We start from the raw sequence: 18,167 nt of genomic DNA on the forward strand, positions 1-18,167 counted from the left end.
CCAGGTGCCCGTCAACTCGATCACCGACGCCTGGTTCCAACTGGCACGTAAAGCCGGCAGCTCGGCGGTGGCAAAAGCCTGTCGAGCCAACCCACGATCGGCACGGTCGTCGTCCACGGCCCGCAGATCGACCACGTCCCAATCGCGCTCGGTGCTGCGGATATGCGCCAGACCTGCGGCCAGCGTCTGATCTGGTTGGGGACCAATGGGTCCAAAGAAAGTGCCCCACTCGTCGAGCGGATAAGTTAGCACGCGCACCTGGCCCAGACGCGTACGCTCTTTGCGTACGACGAACGGCAGAATGCCGCAAGGGCGTCCGTCGGTTTCGACGATCAGAACCCGCAGTCGCTGGCCGGCCGAGCAATGTCGCCAATAGACTTCCAACCAGTCGAACGATTGAAAGAAAGTCGCCAGCGGTGTCTGGCACAACAGGGTGTCCCAGTCTTGGCGGTAGGCCGACAGGTCCTCGAATCGATTGATTTCGATAATGCGGGTCATACAGAGTCGCACGATTTGAGGACGGAAAGGCCCGGGACGGCGAACGAGAGAAAGAGACGAGCAGAAATGGGGCACTTGGCGTCAGGCTACCAGCCTGATGGAGGATGGCAGAACGCAACCGCCATGCCAGGGCGACCGTGCATTGCGATCTCGTGTACGCAACTCGAACGTGCCACAGCCTTTGCCGTTATTGGCGGACGGTATATCGCTCGCGGCTCTCAGGAACGCGTGTGGCCTGCGTGCATCGGCGTTGTGGAAATGCCACGTACGGATGCCCGAAATGCCATACCGCGAGTGATTGTTGCCACGTGCATGGTGCGGTGGCGTGTTCATCCGTGTGCTGATGAGATGGGGGCGCCGCTTGGCCGCGACAACACCTATTTCCGAGGCCGACGCGACGAGCTACTGCGATGAGGCCGATAGCCGGCTCCCGGCTCGCCGCGGATATGGTCCCCCTCGCGCTGTTCGCGCACGTCGCGATTGGCTTTGGCCCGGCGTTTGTCGAGCGCGGCCCTGGGGGGCGTGTCCGGAATCAAACAATCGCAGCCGCCGCCGATCAGATCCTGGCGACCCGCTTGCTCGAGCGCCCGCCGGACTTCGAAGTAGTTCTCGGGCTTGAAGAATTGCAGCAGAGATCGTTGCATGCGCCGGTCGCGCAGCTGCTTGGCCACGTAAACCGGCTTTTTGGTCATGGGATCCAGCCCGGTGTGGTACATGCAAGCCGCGATGTCGAACGGGCTGGGAATAAAATCCTGCACCTGATCTGGCTTGTAGTGGTTTCGTTTCAAGAACAGCGCCAGTTCGATCATCGAATCCAGGTCGCTGGCCGGGTGGCTAGCGATGAAGTAGGGGACCAGGTATTGCTTCTTGCCCGCCGTCGCACTGGCACGTTTGAACTCGCGATCGAAGGCCGAAAAATCGTCGATCGTGGGTTTTTTCATCGTGGCCAACACGTTTGGATCCGTGTGTTCCGGGGCGACCTTGAGATATCCGCCCACGTGATGCGCCGCCAGCTCGTTCATATACGTGGGATCGAGCCGCGCCAAATCCATGCGAATGCCCGAGGCCACCAGCACCTTGCGGACACCGGGCTCCTCGCGGGCGTCGCGCATTAATTGCACCAAGGGGCCGTGGTCGGTGCCGAGCAGCTTGCAAATCGTTGGGTGGACACAACTGAGGCGCCTGCAGCGGGCCTCGACGTCCGGGCGCGTGCAGCGCATTTGATACATGTTGGCCGTCGGACCTCCGATGTCGCTCACCACACCCGAGAATTCGGGTTCGGCCGCCATTTGCCGGATCTCGGACATGACCGATTCCTGACTGCGGCTTTGGATGATACGTCCTTCATGGGCCGTGATCGAACAAAATGTGCAGCCGCCAAAGCAGCCGCGCATGATCTGCACCGATTCCTTTACCACCTCGTAGGCTGGGATCCGTGCAGTGCCGTAAGCCGGATGCGGTCGGCGGGTGTAGGGCAGTCCGTACACGCGATCCATTTCTGACTGCGCCAGCGGCAGGGCAGGTGGATTGGCGACGATCGCTTCGCGGTCGTGATATTGGACGAGCCGTCGCGCGTTGTGGGGATTTGTTTCCAAGTGCGCGATGCGCGTCATCTCGGCGAACGAAATTTTATCGACTGCCACTTGCTCGTAGCTCGGCAGCGTGATCGTGTTTTCGGTCGGCGGGGTTTCGCTCGCGCCCAGGCGGTAGACGATGCCCCGCATATCGCGCAGGTCGCGGACATTTTGTCCTGCCGCCAAACGTCGCGCGATGTCCAGAATAGGGCGCTCTCCCATGCCGTAGACCAACAGGTCGGCCTTGGCATCGAGAATGATCGAGCGGCGTACTTTGTCGCTCCAGTAGTCGTAGTGCGCGAGTCTCCGCAAGCTGGCTTCCACTCCGCCTGCCACGACCGGCACGCCCGGATAGGCCTCGCGGGCGCGTTGGCAATAGGCCAAGGTCGCCCGATCAGGACGACGACCGATCTCACCCCCCGGGCTGTACGCATCGTCGTTGCGCACCTTGCGATTGGCGGTGTAGTGGTTGATCATCGAATCCATGTTGCCGGCGCTGATGGCATAGAACAGCCGCGGGCGGCCAAACGTCCGCCACGCCTGGCAGTTGCGCCAGTCTGGCTGGCTGACGATGCCGACGCGAAAGCCTTCGCTCTCCAGCAGGCGCCCCAGAAGCGCCATGGCAAAGCTGGGATGATCGACGTAGGCGTCACCGGTGACGAAAACGATGTCCACTTCGTCCCATCCGCGCGCCGTCATCTCTTCGCGCGACATGGGGAGCGGCGACGTCGGCATGGCACGCATGGGACCGGCCGAGAGCGGTGTGCAGGCATAGTCGGGCCCTGGAGGCGCGTCGAGAATCGGCAGCGGCTTGAACGCGCGCGCGTCCGCGGAGTTGGCCTCGGACGCCCCTTTTCCTTTTGGGGAAGTGGCCGGGCGCGGACGAGCGGGGGACTGGTTTGGCATGAATCGAACCGGCGAACGACGAGGAAACGAACGATATCGCGCGGAGGGCGCGATTCAGTCATTCTAGCCCGCTGCCGTAGTTGCCGATAGTTGATGGATTCGCCGCCGAAACTCACATTTCGTCGGGACGCATAAGCGATATCGAGCCGGCTTCTGGGAAGAGTTGATGCGCTCGATCGATTTCGTCCTCAGAGGAATCGATCGGCATGAAGATCCAATGCACTTCGGTGTCCCCCAGCCATAGCCTCCAGCGGGGGACCGCTGATTGAAAGTACGCTGGATCAAGGCCCCAGCGCGGATGATCTCGCAACCAGGCTTGGCGCGCCCTGATGAATTGCAGCTCCAGACCGAGCCAGATGGCAAACGCGGTTACCACCAGAAACAAGGTTCCCATGCCAAACTGAAACCAGCGGCGGCGGACGGTGGTATTGGGGGTAGCGTCAAGCATGCTTTGATTGTATCCGGCGGTTCCGAACGTTGCGATAATGCGGGCCAGCCGCGGCCAATTCCCTCGACACTCGGCAACACGTGGGACCATTCTTTTGATTGACGTTATGTGCCGTGGCGGCGATATTTGGTGCGTCCTGCAAACCGCCACTTCGGTAACTTCCGCGTTGAGACGCGTTGCCAGTCTTCTCAGGAGTCCGTCGTTATGCCAAGGGGTATCGCGTTGCCTTCGTTAGCCAGACAGTGGCGTGCATTGGTAATTATTTTCGCGGCTTGCCTTGCCGGGGGAGCGATTGCTAATCAAGCGGCCCGCGCTGCTGAGGAAAAACCTGCCGCGCACCCCGCAGCGACTGTGGCGCCGCCAGCTCGCTTTCTGTTCGCCTTGGATCTGGAGGGGCGCGCTCACAACATTGGCGATGGCGACGGGTATCGGGCAGTCGCACTTGTGTTTCTGGGGACCGAATGCCCTCTGTCCCGTGAGTACGTTCCCACGCTCAATCGCTTGGCCGCGGCCCAGGCCGGTCAGCCAGTGAAGTTCTACGGCGTCATCTCCGACGCCAGCGTCTCTCGCGCCGCCGCGCTTAAATTCCAGCAAGAGTTCAAGGTCGAGTTCCCGGTCTTGTTTGATGCCTCGGGCGAGATCGGTAATTTGCTCGCGCCAACACATGTACCCGAGGCGTTCGTACTGGATGCCAATGGCGCGGTGAAGTATCGCGGCCGCATCAATGATTTGTATGGCGAGCCGGGCAAGAAGCGCCCCCAGCCGACAACGCATGAGTTTGCGGATGCTATTGCCGCGGTCGCGGCCGACAAGCCGGTTGAAGTGGCGCAGACGACACCCGTTGGTTGCCCTGTCGAAGGCAAGCATGGCAATGAGGAGCCGCCCACGTTCAACCGCGATATCGCGCCGATCCTGTTTGCCCGTTGTAGCGAATGTCATCGGCACGGAGAGGTGGCGCCGTTTGCGCTGCTTTCGCATGCTGACGCGGCTAAGCGAGCCGAGTTCCTGGCACAAATCGCGCGGGGAGGAAAAATGCCGCCCTGGACCGCCGAACTAGGTCATGGAGATTTCCTGGGCGAGCGGCATTTGACCGAGCGGCAGATTTCGCTATTAGAAGCGTGGGCCAAAGCGGGCGCGCCCGAGGGGCCGGCTGCCGACCTGCCGCCGCCGCCACAGTTCGCTTCGGGATGGCGGCTGGGCAAGCCGAACCTCGAATTGCAGGCACCGGCTCCGTTTACCGTGGCCGCCGACGGGCCGGACATTTTTCAACACTTCATCATTCCTCTGAATCTAGACGAAGACAAAACGATCGTAGGCTTTGAATTTCGGCCAGGCAACGCCGCAGTCGTGCATCACGCGATTCTTTTCCTCGACACGATGGGCGTGGGACGCAAGCGCGATGCCGAGACGCCCGAGCCAGGATATCGCACGTCCGGATCGATCGGTATTCCGGTGGCCGGCATCGTGGGAGTGTGGACGCCAGGCATGACGCCGCGATTCTTCCCGCAGGATATCGGGCTGCCAGTTCGTAAAGGGGCCGACCTGGTGTTGCAGCTGCACGTGCATCCCAGCGGCAAGGAAGAGACCGATCAATCGTCGATCGCGCTTTATTTTGCCGACAAGCCGACACTGCGCAAGATGGCCGGTGCGCCGTTGGTGCTGGGGTCGCTGATGATCGACATCCCGGCCGGATCGCGCGATTACTCCGTCGAATCGTCGGTCACGTTGCCGATCGACGTGACGTTGATTTCGCTGCTACCCCACATGCACCTTGTGGGCAAGGAAATGAAGCTTACCGCGACGCTGCCGGATGGCGACGTGAAGTCATTGGTGTGGATCAAGGATTGGAATTTCTACTGGCAGAACAGTTATATGTATCGCGAGCCGGTGCGTCTGCCGGCCGGCACGCGTCTGGATATTGCCAGTCGGTACGACAACTCGGAGCAGAATCCGCTCAATCCCAGCAGTCCGCCGCAACGCGTTCTATTCGGCAACGGAAGCACGGATGAGATGTGCTTCGGCATATTTCAGGTACTGGCCGAAAATCGCAGCGACGAGCAAAAGATTGGCATGGTGCTGATGCAAAGCGCCTTTAAGCAGTGGAACGAGTCAACGATCGACGCGGAGGGCCGGAAATACATTCTCGACGAGGCTGGCAAGCTATTTGGCACCGATGGCGCGACGTTAAATTCGCTGCTGAATTCTGGCCGCCGATTGCCGCTACGCCCCGCACGGAAGGCCGACGACAAGCCAGCCGAGAACGCGTCGCCGAAAGCCATTGTTGTACCGGGGTGACCCGCGTTAAGAACAATTGGTTCTGCCGCGCGCGGTTGATTCCGACGGACGAGACGAAATGGACACCGGTTGTTTCGTTTTGTTGCGACTACCGTCTTGTGCCTACGGACGTGCGCCGCCGCTGAGCCTTTTTTTCAGGGTGCGTTCGGCAAGCCACAAGGCTTCGGCGACGGCTTGCGACGTCTCCGTGTTTCGCGCGGTCTCGATGGCAAACAGCAGGTCGGCCGCCATTTCCTGGCTGATCGCACCGCGGCGCGAGCGCCTGGTCAGGGCTCCGGCCGCGCGATAACGGACGCGCTCGAAACGATTGGCGAGCAATTCTTCAGCCAGTCCTACGACGGTCTGCGGCAGGTCGTCGGGTGATTCCCGGCCCAGGCATACAGCGACGGCAGTCCCTGTTTCGAGATCGTCGGGCGCGGCGTGCAATATTGCTGCCAATTTACGGGCTGGCGTGCCGCTGGCCTCTTCGACGAGCCGCTCGTCGATTTCGACGCGCGCCTGCCAGTCGTCGATGTCGCGATGCTCTCTGTATTCGGCGATTGCTTTCCGAATGGCGGCTTCCCGACGATGCAAACCCGGATCGGCCGGCAGGGCAATACAGACGCCGGCTAAAAGCATGGCTACGAATAGCCCGCGCGCAACATGTAACGGGCGGAGTCGAATTGGAAACGAAGCGCCCATGGCGGCATCGTAACGAGATCGTTTCGTAACGGCAAATACATTCGGCTCGATTACGTTTGTCGCGACGCGCTAGACTTCCTGTGCTTGTATATGTTTCGCGATCGTGGCGATACGAATAGGATCGAGACGTCCCGGCAGGAGCGAACGTAGCCGATCGGCGGCCGAGGCCATGCCATAACGGATCGCATCAATCACAGATTCTTCGCGCGCGAGCGCGGCTGCGAGGCCGGTGGTTAGGGCATCGCCGCAGCCGATTGGATTCGCGACGGCTTCCACCGCCGGTGGCAGCAGGCGATACAGCTTGTCGGTCGTACTGACCCAGACCGCCGCTTTGCCGCTGGTCACCACAACCCACTGCGCGCCCAGCGAGTTCAGTTTATGCATGGCTGCATGCAGTGCTGTGTCATCCTGCAGCGCATGTCCGACGGTTTGCGCGAGTTCCTCTCGATTGGGTTTCACGACCAGAGGCCGCACTTCGAGCGCCGCCAAAAGTTCCGGCCCACGGGCATCAATTACCGCCAGTGCCGACGTTTGGCGGAGCAGATCGCGATATAAACTGCTAGGAGTTCCAGCAGGTAGCGAACCGGTGAGGACGGCAACGCGGGCCCGGGCCGTTTCGGCTGTGAAGGCGCCGATAAACTCGGCCAACTCCACCGGTGCCAGAGGCCGAGCGTTTTCGACCAGTTCGGTGGTCGTTCCCTCCGCGCGGTTCAAAATAGTCGTGCAAACGCGCGTAGGCTGCTCACAGCCAATCGTGCGCAGTGGGGCGGCCAGCGTGCGGAATTCGGCTTCGATCGCAGCCCGGGCAGGACCGCCCAGGGGCGAAATTGTTAGGTTGGGCACGGACAGATGTGCCAGACCGATGCCGACGTTCAGGACTTTGCCAGAGCCACACCATTGCGCCTGACGCGCACGATTGACGGCGTCGGGCGTAAACGCGTCGAACAGCAAAATCTGCTGCCAAGCCGGCGATAATCCCGCGGCGACAATCACCACATGCGCTCCAAGATCGTTTGCAATTGTTCGTCAAAGATCGCGAAAGGGTTGCCGTCGAGACTGTTGCCGTGCGAGCCTGCTACTAGCGCCGGAATCTGCTCGCGCGCGACGTGAATATCGCGCAATCGCTGAGGCACTCCCACCGTGCGACATAATATGCCGATCCGAGCGACAAATGCGTCGGCGGCCGCTGAATCGCTGGGCCAGTGCTCGTTCCAGATCGTGCGCGCGAGGGTGGCCAGCTCCGCCTCGCAATGAGGCCGATTTGTCGCCAGGGCTACAGGCAACATAATTGCACAAGCCAGACCATGCCGGGTGCGCGCGTGAACACCAAGCGCCGCCGCGACACCGTGCGCAAGACCCAGACCAGAGTTGGCGAGCGCCATGCCGGAAAGAAGGGCGGCGTGCGCCATCGCTTCGCGCGCCGGTCGATTCGCCGGTTCGTTGACCGCCGTCGCCAGCGCCGGCACCGCGCGACGCAATCCTTCGGCGGCTAGGGCACGGGCAATTGGCTTAGCGCGGCGCGAAATGTAGCTTTCGATGCATTGCGTAATGGCATCCATACCACAGGCCGCCGTGGCAGACGGGGGAAGTGTGACCGCCAATTCGGGATCGACGAGCACTACTCGCGGCACCATCAGATCGGATCGCAAACTCTTTTTAAACGGCGGGTCATAGCACGAAATCACTGCATTCTTGGTAGCTTCGGTGCCTGTTCCTCCCGTAGTCGGCATGGCCACTAGCGGAACGGGCGGCACAGTTATCTGCAATCCACGGCCGACTCCTTCTAGATAATCGAGCACGCTGCCGCCCGCGGAATTTGTGACGATCGCCGCGGCAGCTTTTGCCAGGTCGATGACCGAACCGCCGCCAATGGCGATCATTACATCCCCTGCGCTTGCCTCGTGGGCACGCAACCAGTCAACCGCATTATCGACATCCGTCACTTCCGGCTCGCGCGATATCGAGGCTGCCAGAATCGGCTGAAGACCCGCTGCTGAGAGCGCGGTTTGGATCTCGTCGAGCGGTGCGCCGCCGGCGGCGAGGCGTGCGCCCGTAACGAGAAAGGCCCGGCGTGTTCCCAGCGAGCGCGCCAAAGTGCCCACCTCACGCCGCCGGCCCCATCCGAAAGCGATGCGTGGTGGCGCGAAAAAGTCGTAGCCCGCGGCTAGGATATCGGTTGGCGACGTCACGTTGCGCTATGACCTCCTTGTACGACGAGCGGCGTCATTGCCCGGCGGCCGCTTCTGCGGCGGGATTCAGCTCGAGCTGCAAATTCTTGAAGCGCACCTCGGTGGCCTCGCCCGAGTGTAATTGCAGCGCGAAGATGCCGCGCGGTACTCCCGAAGGATCCTTTAGATCGACGCAGGGTTGCCCGTTAATCCAAGTACGGATGTGGTTTCCGGCCGCGGCAATCTCGTAGTGATTCCATTCGCCCGACTTAACGTGTTTTTCGCCCGACTCCTGGCTGAGCAGGCCGCGGCGATTTTCCTCGTACAGCTTGCCCCACCAACCGGCGCCAATATCGGCCTGATAGCCGCGCATTTCGCCGTCGGGCAGTGCTTCGCTTCGAAATTGCGCCCCACTGTTGCCTCGATTGTCGACCAGTTTGACGTCAAACGACAGGCGGAAATCGTCAGCCGCCATTTCGCTGCGCAGAAATTCGTTGCGGGCGAGACCTTGCGTTCGGCCGACGATTTCGCCGTCGTCGACAGACCACAATTGCGGATCTCCTTGCCAGCCAACCAGGTCGCGGCCATTAAAGAAGCTTGCCGCGTTTTCCGCCGTGAGCAGCACCGGCACTTGTTCGGGGCTGGCGAGATAGGAAACGACTGACCGAACTTCGTGATCCGACAGCGGCTTCCAAAGGTCGTCGGGCATCATCGACTTGGGGCTGAGCGTTCGTTCGTCGATCTCGCCCTTCGGGACGACGATCGTCTCGTTCGCAGTGACCAATGTTACGGAATCGTTGTCGTCGCTGCGGACAATTCCCGTTAGCACGCGGCCATCGGTTGTCGTAACGATCGTCGTTTGATACTCCTTGCCAACCAGCGCACTTGAATCGAGCACGTTCGAGAGAACATAGTCGAGGTTGGCCCGGTTCGAGCCTGTCAACTCGGGCCCTACCTTACCCCCAGTGCCGAACAGCGTATGACATTGCTGGCACGTCTTGGCAAAGACGGCGCGGCCCAGCGAGACGTCGGCGCGGGGCAGACCGCGCTTGGCGAGCACTTGTTTGTAATGGGCAATATCTTCGGCCCTGTCTGCGGGGGTGTCGCGCACGGTGCCCCACACATCGCTGATCTTTTGCGAGAGTTTGGCGTCTTTCAAATTGTGCAGCTGACGCACCAGGTCGGCCGATAGGTCGCTGGCGGCGATCTGTTTGTGGGCGACTCCGTCGAGCAGTGCTTGCGCGTAATCGGCACGTGAGGTTAGCGTGGCCAGCGCGTCGCGCTTCTCGGCCAAGCTGAATCGCGGATAAACGTTGATGATCGCGGCCGGCGTGCGGTTGTCTTCGTAATTGGCCAGGCCGCGTAACGCTGCGGATCGCAGGGCCGGGTCGCCCACGAGCGTTTGCAGCGTGGGAGCCAGTCGTGCGTCGCGCACTTTGAGCAAAGCCGTCAAAGCGTTTTGCCGCTGCGCGATGGGAGCCTTCGCATCGGACAGAACGTTACGCATGCTTTCGATGGCCGCGGGGTCACCAAACGTCACGGCCAATGACATGGCTTGCGCAACGGTTGCCGGATCACCGGTTTGTTTGATGCGCACCATCGCCTTTCGCCAATCGGTCGGCATATCAACAGTGCGACGTCCGCGCAGCGCGTCCGAGAGCCCTGCCACCAGCGCGGCCTGCGCGCCCTTGTTGTCGCGGGCGATGATTTGGTCGATCACCGTGGCTATTGCCTCGGGCGTTCCTTGCGACGCAACACGGCGGGCCATAAACGAAGCAACGAGCGGAATATTTCCGTCGAGAGCCAAGGCCAAGGCGCGTGGCGCGTCGCTGCCGGCGAGTGGTTCGGCCGCATACCAAACCATCAGTGGCAAATTGTGATCGCCAGCGTCCTCGGCATGGCGCGCCAAAGCCGCGACGATCTCCCACCGGGCTGCGAGGGGCAGCCGGCCGGCGGCCGAGGCCAGGTACAGTCGGACGACGGGGGAGGGGTCTTGCGCGGCTAGCTGTTTGAATTGTGACAGGACCGTGGCCGGTGGCAGCCCGTTCTCGCAGGCCAATTGCACGGTCCAGCCACGCACCAGCGCGTCGTCATTCGCTAGCCCGCGGGCGATCGAATCTTCGTCGAGCAACTGCCCAGCATGCAACGCCCACAGTGCGCGCAGCCGTCGCGTGGCATCGACTTGGGTGAAGGCCATGTCGACGAGGGATTTTCGCGCTGCCGGATCTTTCAGCCCGCGCTCTTGAATCACGCGCCGCGCGTGCCGGACGTGCCAATCGTTGCGATTCAATTGCGCCGCCACCAGCGCACGATCGTCGAGCTTGCGAATATCGACTGCTTGGTGCGGCGCATTGCCGTAACTGACTTTGAAAACGCGTCCATTCGATCGATCATGTCCCTCAACATTGCCGTGATGGCATTGGTTGCGATCGTACCAATCGATCATATACATCTGGCCGTCGGGTCCGGATTGCAGGTTTATGATTTGCGACCAGCTATCGTTGGCGAATAAAAAATCGGGTGCGCGATCTCCGGAGTAGCCCGACCCCTGCGGCGCGAGCTGATCGACGTTTAGGCGCGCGCCGTGGATGTTGTTCATGAAGAGTTGGCCGCGATACTTCTCGGGCCACGCGCCCCCGAGGTAAATCATCGCGCCGGCATGCGCGTGCCCGCCACCAGCCGCGTCGGAGCGGTTATTGCCCGAGTGGGGAGTATTGCCGATCCAGTGCCGATGCAGGGCGATGGTCTTGATATCGTCGTAGGTGTAAGGGTTGAAATGCGCGCCGGCTTGGCGCTGGTAACGCCCACCTTGAATGACGTGATACAAGTGCGGAATGACACAGGCGGTCAAAAGGGCTTGCCCCTGCTCGTTGAAGTCGATCCCCCAAGGATTGCTCGTCCCTTCGGCGAAGACTTCAAAAATATGTTTTGTCGGATGATAGCGCCAGATGCCGGCGTTGATGCGCACGCGATGGTCCTTCGGAGTGCCGGGCTTGCCGACTTGAGAATGCGTGAACACGCCGTGGCAGCCATACAGCCAACCATCGGGTCCCCAGGTAAACGTGTTGAGGGTCTCGTGTGTGTCTTCGTATCCCCAGCCGTCGAGCAGGACCTGTGGAGGGCCGTCGGGGTGATCGTCTCCGTCGGCGTCGGGAATGAAAAGAAACTCCGGAGCGGCCCCCACCCATACACCGCCGAAACCGATCTCGAATCCGCTGACCAAATTCAAATTGTCGGCGAACACCTTGCGCGTGTCGAAATGCCCGTCGCCATCGGTATCTTCGAAAATCAGCAATCGATCGTGCGCTTGATCGCGCGGCACACGGATGGGATACGAATAGGCTTCGGCCACCCACAACCGGCCGCGATCATCGATGGCCTGAGCGATCGGTTGTTCGACGTCGGGCTCGCCGGCGAACAGAGTGACGCGAAAACCCTCGGGCACGGTCATCGTGCGGGCAGCCTCCTGGGGGTCGAGGCCCGCGTGAGCATAAACATCGAGTGGCTGTGGGACGACGACATTCGGTATCGCCGGTTTGGCATCGTGCAAGCAGAAGTCATCAAAGTTAAGATGCCCCCATCCGCCGGAGTTCTCATCGACAAGCCGCAAAAAAATCTCCTTGCCGACTTGGGCCGATAGGTCCACGACGACGGCCTTGAGGTTTTCGGTGTCGTCGCCTGAAATCTGATAGACGGGTTTGCGCGTCTCGGCGGCGATGATCTCGACGCGTGTCGACGGTTGAGAACCGCCCGCCACCAGAAAGCTGGCGTAGGGTCGCGTGACTTTAAACGGGCGCGAAGTGAGCGTGCCTTGTGGTCCATCTCCCGCGACCTCGAAAGTACCTACCCAATAATCGCCCTCGTGATCGCTGCGCATATCCGCGCGTCGCGCGTGTACGGCATCTCCTTTGGTCGGTTGGCCTCGGAACGCTTCGCCCGTGGCTTGCCAATCGCGCAAATCGCCGGTCTCGAAATCGAAGTTCAGCGGTTGCCCCTTGTCATCCGCGGGCAGTTGTCCACCGCGGTGTGCGGGCGACTCGGGCTGTGCGGCCTGTGCGCGCGGACTGAAGGTCAGAAAACAAAGAGCTACGATGGCTACACGTTGCGCGACCGACGATTGGTTCGTGAACTGCGTCATGGCTGCGATGGTCCAGGAAAACGGCCAAGGGATAGGGACGGACTTGCGGCGCCAAATGGTTGGATGTGTGCCAGGCCCGCCGGCGACGGCACGGCCCACCTAGAGTAACACATCAAAGCGGGCTATGCCCCCTGTTTGTCCAATGCATCCAGCGCGCAAAAAAGCACCGCGTCGTGGGGACGCGGTGCTTGGAAAAACAGCCGTAACGCGTGGCGTTAGTTGCCGCCGGGCAGCTTGCCCTGCTTGATCAACTCGCCGAACGTGGGGGCATTCGGATTGTCCGGATTCGATTTCTCGGCGGCTACCGTGTCGAGAGCTGCTTGAATCTTTTCCTTGTTCTTGGCGTCCTCTTTCTTGTCGAGCAGCTTGTCGAGCGCCATGCCGTAAGCATTGCGAACCTTCTTGTCATCCTTGCCCTCGGCGTTCTTGCCGTGGCAGAGATTGCAATTGGCCTTCTTCACGGCTTCGACGAATTCCGCATTGTTTGAATCCTTGACGTACTTGGCGTCGAATTCGTCCTTGAACGGCTTGATCGCATAGGCGGTGTTCAATGACACGCCCAGCACCAAGGTCGCAATCACGAGAGTCGAAACAATCTTCTTCATGCACACTTCTCCCAATTACTCGAGGTTTCACGAACGCGTCGGCATCAGGCCTGGCGGCCAATCGATGCCCGGCTCGTTTGTCAGGGTGTTTCCGACGGCAATGCAGCACCCTGCAGGGCTGACCACTGGACAGTGGTCCTCCCAACTTGCGCCGGAAGGTGTCAGTCTCGGGTGAGCACGTCAGCGGTCGGTCTCAGGCGGGGGTCAACGCGTCCGCATCAAGCAGACGTGAGACTTTGTGGTGGGCAACAATCCAGCTGTGACCGCCACGAACAGTAAAACCCCGGCGCGATGAAGTGTCAAGTATTGGCCACGTCCGCGCATCCCTGATACCCAATTGGAACGGTGCGGGCGCGGGGGACAAGGTTCCACTAAGGCTCTATGCCAGGACCCAGCGGCCTGGAATTATTCGGACGACGTTGCGACTCGCGCGGGCGAACGAAGGGCGGTGGATCGGGGGGTAGGGTCGGCAACTTGCGGCGCTCGAACCCTACCTCGCCAAGGTCGCTAGCAATATATGGTCCGGCCGGGCCGCGCAACCGATCGGCGAGGACGAAATCCTCGGGCCGTAACATGTCGATGGGCTGATCCTCGATCGAGGCACGCTTCCAAGGGCGCTCGCTCGACGCCACGAGCTTATCACCCGCGCCCATCTGCGATTGCCATTGCAGTGCCGTGATCAATCTCGGCTGCGTGGCGGCGTTCAGGTCGACGAGATGCCAAAATACGGAAAAACCCTGGCAGAAATTCCGGTCGCCGCTCCACTGGAATTGTTGTTCGAGCATGGCAGTGCGTTGAGGCCCGCGCTGCTCGACCAGCGGCGTGTCGCGCGTGATCAAGAAGCTATTGGCACAGTTCACTTCTGTTTTCAGCAAATGGGGCGCGTCGGCGGCTGCGATTAGGCGAATCAAACCGCCCCCGGCGATAGCCGTCAGATGGTTGAGCCGGATGTCCACGCGCTCGCCGGCTGGAGGGCTAGTCGATGTTCCCTCGGCCAGAAAGAACGCTTCCGTTATCGCCAGGAAGCCATTTTCCCAATCGAGCGCAATCGGCTGCGCGTCGATCGAGCGGACGAAAATGGCCTCGCCACGTACGATGCAGTTCTGAAGGTCGAGGTTCACCGGGTGAACAGGAGGCGACTCGGGCGTCTTCATCATTGTATCGACGCCGGGCGCAGCCTTGATGTCGAAGAACGAGACGTTGCCGTGGAAACCCGTTCCGCCGTCTTCTGGGTTGCGGATGGTGAGGGTGCATCCGTCGAGCCGCAACTGCTCTGGCTGGCGCGTTTCGAACAAAGACCATCCGTCAGCTGTCGACTCGCGGGGAATGTCCAAAACCAGGCCGATATCGCGCAGGCTCAGCCGGCCGCCGGCCACGGTGATCATGCTGCGGCCGAATCCGGTGATTCCCAGACGCCCGGTACGGAACGCGACGATGGGCTGAAATCCTTCACCGGCCCGAATCGTCAGCTTCAAGTTGGAAAGCTCGATAGGGTCTTCTTCCCGTACGTCGTTGTAGCGGAGTTCGATCACATCGTTGTTCTTGGCCGCGCTGCAAGCAGACTTCAGGCTGGCGAATTGCCGCGGTGGGCCGCCGTCGCTGCTGAGGATGGCCGCGACCGTTGGACGTACTGCCGGCAACGGATCGTCGGCATTGGTTGTTTCAGAATTCGGCCGTCGAGCGATGCTTTCGACGGGTTGCCGAACTTCGTCCGGCTGACGGTCCGTGCCGCGTGGCGACCCGACCGACAGGTCTGCTTGTTCTTGGGGAGCGGCCGTGATGCCGAAAGATGTGTCCGGATCACCCACGGTCGCGGCGCCTGCCAAGTCCGCGGGGGGAGGGGACGACGTTTTTGACTTACCGGGCGAAGCGGGTATTTCGGCCGTCGGTTCGATATTCGAAGCGCGGCGCACGTTGGCGTCCGATTCTGTATTAACCTGGGTCGGCGCCTGTACCGTGTCGTTGGCCGGTGTCACGGGATTTCTTGGCGGCACACTCACTGATTTATCGTCAGAGGCGGTGGTGTCGGACGTAGCGTCCGTTGCCAACGCGTCTGGGGAGTGAGCTTTGGTGCTTGGCTGCTCGGCGGTCTCACGGCGTCGGGCGGCGATACGATCTGGGGCAATTGGCGCGGGCGTGCCGCGCGAATGTGAAAGTTCGGCGTCGGGCACGACGGACACCGACAAGGAGCTTGACCATTCCAGTCCCAGCACAATCATTGCCAGAGCGGCTACGGGTAAGAGCCAAGGAAGATGACGCTCCCAGAGCGCTCGATTGTCGCTCTGGGGTGCCAGCCAGAACTGTCCGGTGGTGAAAGGCTGTAGATTCAACCGATCGGCGAGCAGCAACAGCTCGCCGATCAGCTCGCCAGGCTCCTGAAAGCGCCGGCGTGGATCTTTGGCGAGCATACGACGCAGCAACTCGGCCAGCGCGTCGGGCACGGCCGGATTGAACTGGCGAGGATCCGGAACGTCGTCGGCCTGGTGCTGCAACAACTTTTGTAGCACCGTCCCCTCGGGAAACGGTGGCCGCGCCGTCAGCATGTAGTACAGCGTGCATCCCAACGAATAGATGTCGCTGCGCACATCCGCCATGCGCGGATCACGGGCCTGTTCTGGCGAAATGTAATCGAACGTGCCCAGCGTCACACCGCTGGCTGTCAGATCGTCGTTGGCGGTTCGGGCGTGCAGCCGCGCTAACCCCATATCGACCAGTTTCGCGCGTCCCTCTTCGGTAACGATAATGTTCGATGGCTTGATGTCGCGATGTACGACACTGCGCTGGCTGGCGTGCGCGAGGGCTTCGGCGATCTGCAGGGTGAAACTCACCGCGTCCCCCAGCGGCAGCGCGCCCTGGCGCTCGACCAGTTCACGAATGTTCACGCCGCGGATGAACTCGAACACGATGAAGTTCAGGCCCTGGTCTTCGCCTACATAGTAGACGCGGGCGATGTTCGGATGGTCCAAGCGGGCGGCCGACTGGGCCTCGACGTGAAATCGTCGGCGTGTTTCGTCGTCGGCTCCCTGCGCGCGGGAGAGGACCTTGAGTGCCACTTCGCGGTCGAGCATCGTGTCTCGCGCGCGGAAAACGGCCCCCATACCGCCGCCGCCGACGTACTCGAGCAGCTCGAAGTGCCCCAGCCTGTCGCCGGCCAACAGCTTGCCCAACTCGAACGGTTGCGGCGGTCTGGTAGCGATCTTTACCGGATCGGTCGGCAGCCGGTCGGAAATGACCGTCATGTCATCCGGCTGTGAGGTGGTCTTGGCGGGCGCAATCGACGAGCCTCCCCCCGGCGGCTGTGGAGCCCCCGCTGAGTCGAAACGCACCTGGCTTGATCCCGATTGGCTCATACGGTTACGTGTCGGGCAGTGAACGAACCGCCACGCGTACGGCAGACGGCGGTCCCGGCCGACGCGCCCCATTGTGGCATGCGTACCTGGCCGGGGGCGGACGAACGTCCGGTAGACTTGACCATCCCACGACTCTGTTTCCGGCTTCCATGATAGTTCACGCCGCACGGCACGGTCAAAGAGAAACGGCAGGGCCGATGCGAATGGGACGGCGATGTGGTCTCGGCTCGTTACGGGACGCTCATTTCCAGCAGGCAGACAGGCTTTCCCAGCGAAGTAGGTAGCTCACGAACTTTGTTGCCCAGGGGGTATAGGCCTTTTATACTGGCCGAACTCTCAGTCCGAGCCCTTCGCACGTGCAAGCTCGAGCCCAAATGCGTCCGTCACACGAGGAAAGTCCATGCGCAGAGAAACTGATCGACGAGAATTCCTGGTTCGGTCCGGTGCGGCCGCGGCCGCCGCGATGTTACCGCTGGGCCGACAGGCTGTCGCTGCTGATGCAAAGAAGCCCGCCTTCGAGATTTCACTGGCCGAGTGGTCGCTCCACAAGACGTTGTTTGGCGGCAAGATGAAGAACCTTGATTTCCCGGCGGCGGCAAAGAAGGACTACGGCATTGAGGCCGTCGAATACGTCAACCAATTCTTCAAAGATAAGGCCAAGGACACCGACTACCTGGCCGACCTCAAGCAACGCGCCGGCGATGCGGGGGTCAAGAACGTCCTGATCATGATTGACGGCGAGGGCCAGCTGGGCGATCCGGACGAAGTGAAACGAAAAAAGGCGGTCGAGAACCATTACCCTTGGGTCGAAGCAGCGAAATTCCTGGGTTGCCACGCCATTCGTGTCAACGCCGCCAGCAAGGGGAGTTACGAAGAGCAGATGAAACTGGCCGCCGATGGGTTGCGTCGGGTCGCCGAATTCGGCCGCGATCATCAGATTAATGTCATTGTCGAGAACCACGGCGGGCTATCGTCCAACGGGGCTTGGCTGGCTGCGGTGATCAAGCAGGTCGATTTGCCGAATTGCGGCACCCTGCCGGACTTTGGCAATTTCCGCGTTTCAGCCACCGAGACATACGACAGATATAAAGGAGTGGCCGAACTGATGCCGTTTGCCAAGTCGGTCAGTGCCAAGAGTCACGATTTTGACGACGCCGGCAATGAGACCCAAATCGACTATCTCAAAATGATGAAGATCGTCGTCGATGCCGGATACCACAATTGGGTTGGCATCGAGTACGAGGGTTCCCGCCTGCCGGAGCCCGACGGCATCCTGGCAACCAAGAAACTGCTGGAGCGCGTCCGAGGGGAGTTGTCGACCTGACGTCGGCGATTAACTCGCGTCTTGCTACTGGTCGACTTGCAATCACCCAAACTACCCAACCTCGAAGGCCGCGTCGGCTGACCTCAGTCGACGCGGCTTTTTTCGTTTTTGCCAGCGCTCGGCGTTACGGCCGATGGTCTTTCTCGGAGAACTGCATTGATTTCTGTTCTTTTTCTCAAG

Annotated in this window: 11 protein-coding genes; 2 read left to right on the top strand and 9 right to left on the bottom strand. The window is 61.1% G+C overall.

Features of this window, described 5'->3' with window-relative positions:
• From VGG64_14335 to VGG64_14345, 3 genes are all read right to left on the bottom strand, one after another.
• Nucleotides 1–498 (bottom strand): hypothetical protein (locus VGG64_14335; protein HEY1600783.1); only part of this gene is annotated, 498 nt, incomplete at its 3' end.
• Between the two features lie 377 nt (nucleotides 499–875).
• On the bottom strand, nucleotides 876–2,978 hold the full coding sequence (locus VGG64_14340; GenBank protein HEY1600784.1) for a YgiQ family radical SAM protein: 2,103 nt from the start codon (nucleotides 2,976–2,978) through the stop codon (nucleotides 876–878).
• A gap of 112 nt (nucleotides 2,979–3,090) precedes the next feature.
• The gene (locus VGG64_14345; protein HEY1600785.1) at nucleotides 3,091–3,426 is read right to left on the bottom strand and encodes a hypothetical protein; all 336 of its coding nucleotides are present in this window, start codon (nucleotides 3,424–3,426) and stop codon (nucleotides 3,091–3,093) included.
• Between the two features lie 204 nt (nucleotides 3,427–3,630).
• On the opposite strand from VGG64_14345, the gene VGG64_14350 reads away from it, so the two are divergent.
• Complete coding sequence (locus VGG64_14350) at nucleotides 3,631–5,721, top strand: redoxin domain-containing protein (GenBank protein ID HEY1600786.1); 2,091 nt, start codon at nucleotides 3,631–3,633, stop codon at nucleotides 5,719–5,721.
• A gap of 102 nt (nucleotides 5,722–5,823) precedes the next feature.
• Here the strand turns inward: VGG64_14350 and VGG64_14355 are convergent, their stop codons facing one another.
• From VGG64_14355 to VGG64_14380, 6 genes are all read right to left on the bottom strand, one after another.
• A complete protein-coding gene (locus VGG64_14355) occupies nucleotides 5,824–6,402 on the bottom strand; it encodes a hypothetical protein (protein HEY1600787.1) in 579 nt (192 codons plus the stop codon).
• A gap of 69 nt (nucleotides 6,403–6,471) precedes the next feature.
• Nucleotides 6,472–7,395 carry a PfkB family carbohydrate kinase gene (locus VGG64_14360; GenBank protein ID HEY1600788.1) on the bottom strand — a complete coding sequence of 308 codons (924 nt, stop codon included), beginning with the start codon at nucleotides 7,393–7,395 and terminating at the stop codon, nucleotides 6,472–6,474.
• Nucleotides 7,392–8,591 (bottom strand): iron-containing alcohol dehydrogenase, encoded by a 1,200-nt coding sequence (locus tag VGG64_14365; GenBank protein HEY1600789.1) that lies wholly within the window; start codon nucleotides 8,589–8,591, stop codon nucleotides 7,392–7,394. Before VGG64_14365 ends, VGG64_14360 begins: the two co-directional genes overlap by 4 nt.
• 34 nt (nucleotides 8,592–8,625) lie before the next feature.
• Nucleotides 8,626–12,708 (bottom strand): PVC-type heme-binding CxxCH protein, encoded by a 4,083-nt coding sequence (locus VGG64_14370; protein ID HEY1600790.1) that lies wholly within the window; start codon nucleotides 12,706–12,708, stop codon nucleotides 8,626–8,628.
• 215 nt (nucleotides 12,709–12,923) lie between these two features.
• Nucleotides 12,924–13,313, bottom strand: coding sequence for a hypothetical protein (locus VGG64_14375; protein HEY1600791.1), 390 nt, complete (start codon nucleotides 13,311–13,313; stop codon nucleotides 12,924–12,926).
• A gap of 371 nt (nucleotides 13,314–13,684) precedes the next feature.
• Nucleotides 13,685–16,639, bottom strand: coding sequence for a protein kinase (locus tag VGG64_14380; GenBank protein ID HEY1600792.1), 2,955 nt, complete (start codon nucleotides 16,637–16,639; stop codon nucleotides 13,685–13,687).
• Nucleotides 16,640–17,126: 487 nt separating this feature from the next.
• On the opposite strand from VGG64_14380, the gene VGG64_14385 reads away from it, so the two are divergent.
• The gene (locus VGG64_14385; protein HEY1600793.1) at nucleotides 17,127–17,987 is read left to right on the top strand and encodes a sugar phosphate isomerase/epimerase family protein; all 861 of its coding nucleotides are present in this window, start codon (nucleotides 17,127–17,129) and stop codon (nucleotides 17,985–17,987) included.
• Nucleotides 17,988–18,167 lie beyond the last annotated feature (180 nt).

It is taken from the genome of Pirellulales bacterium, from assembly GCA_036490175.1.
GTDB lineage: Bacteria > Planctomycetota > Planctomycetia > Pirellulales > JACPPG01 > JACPPG01.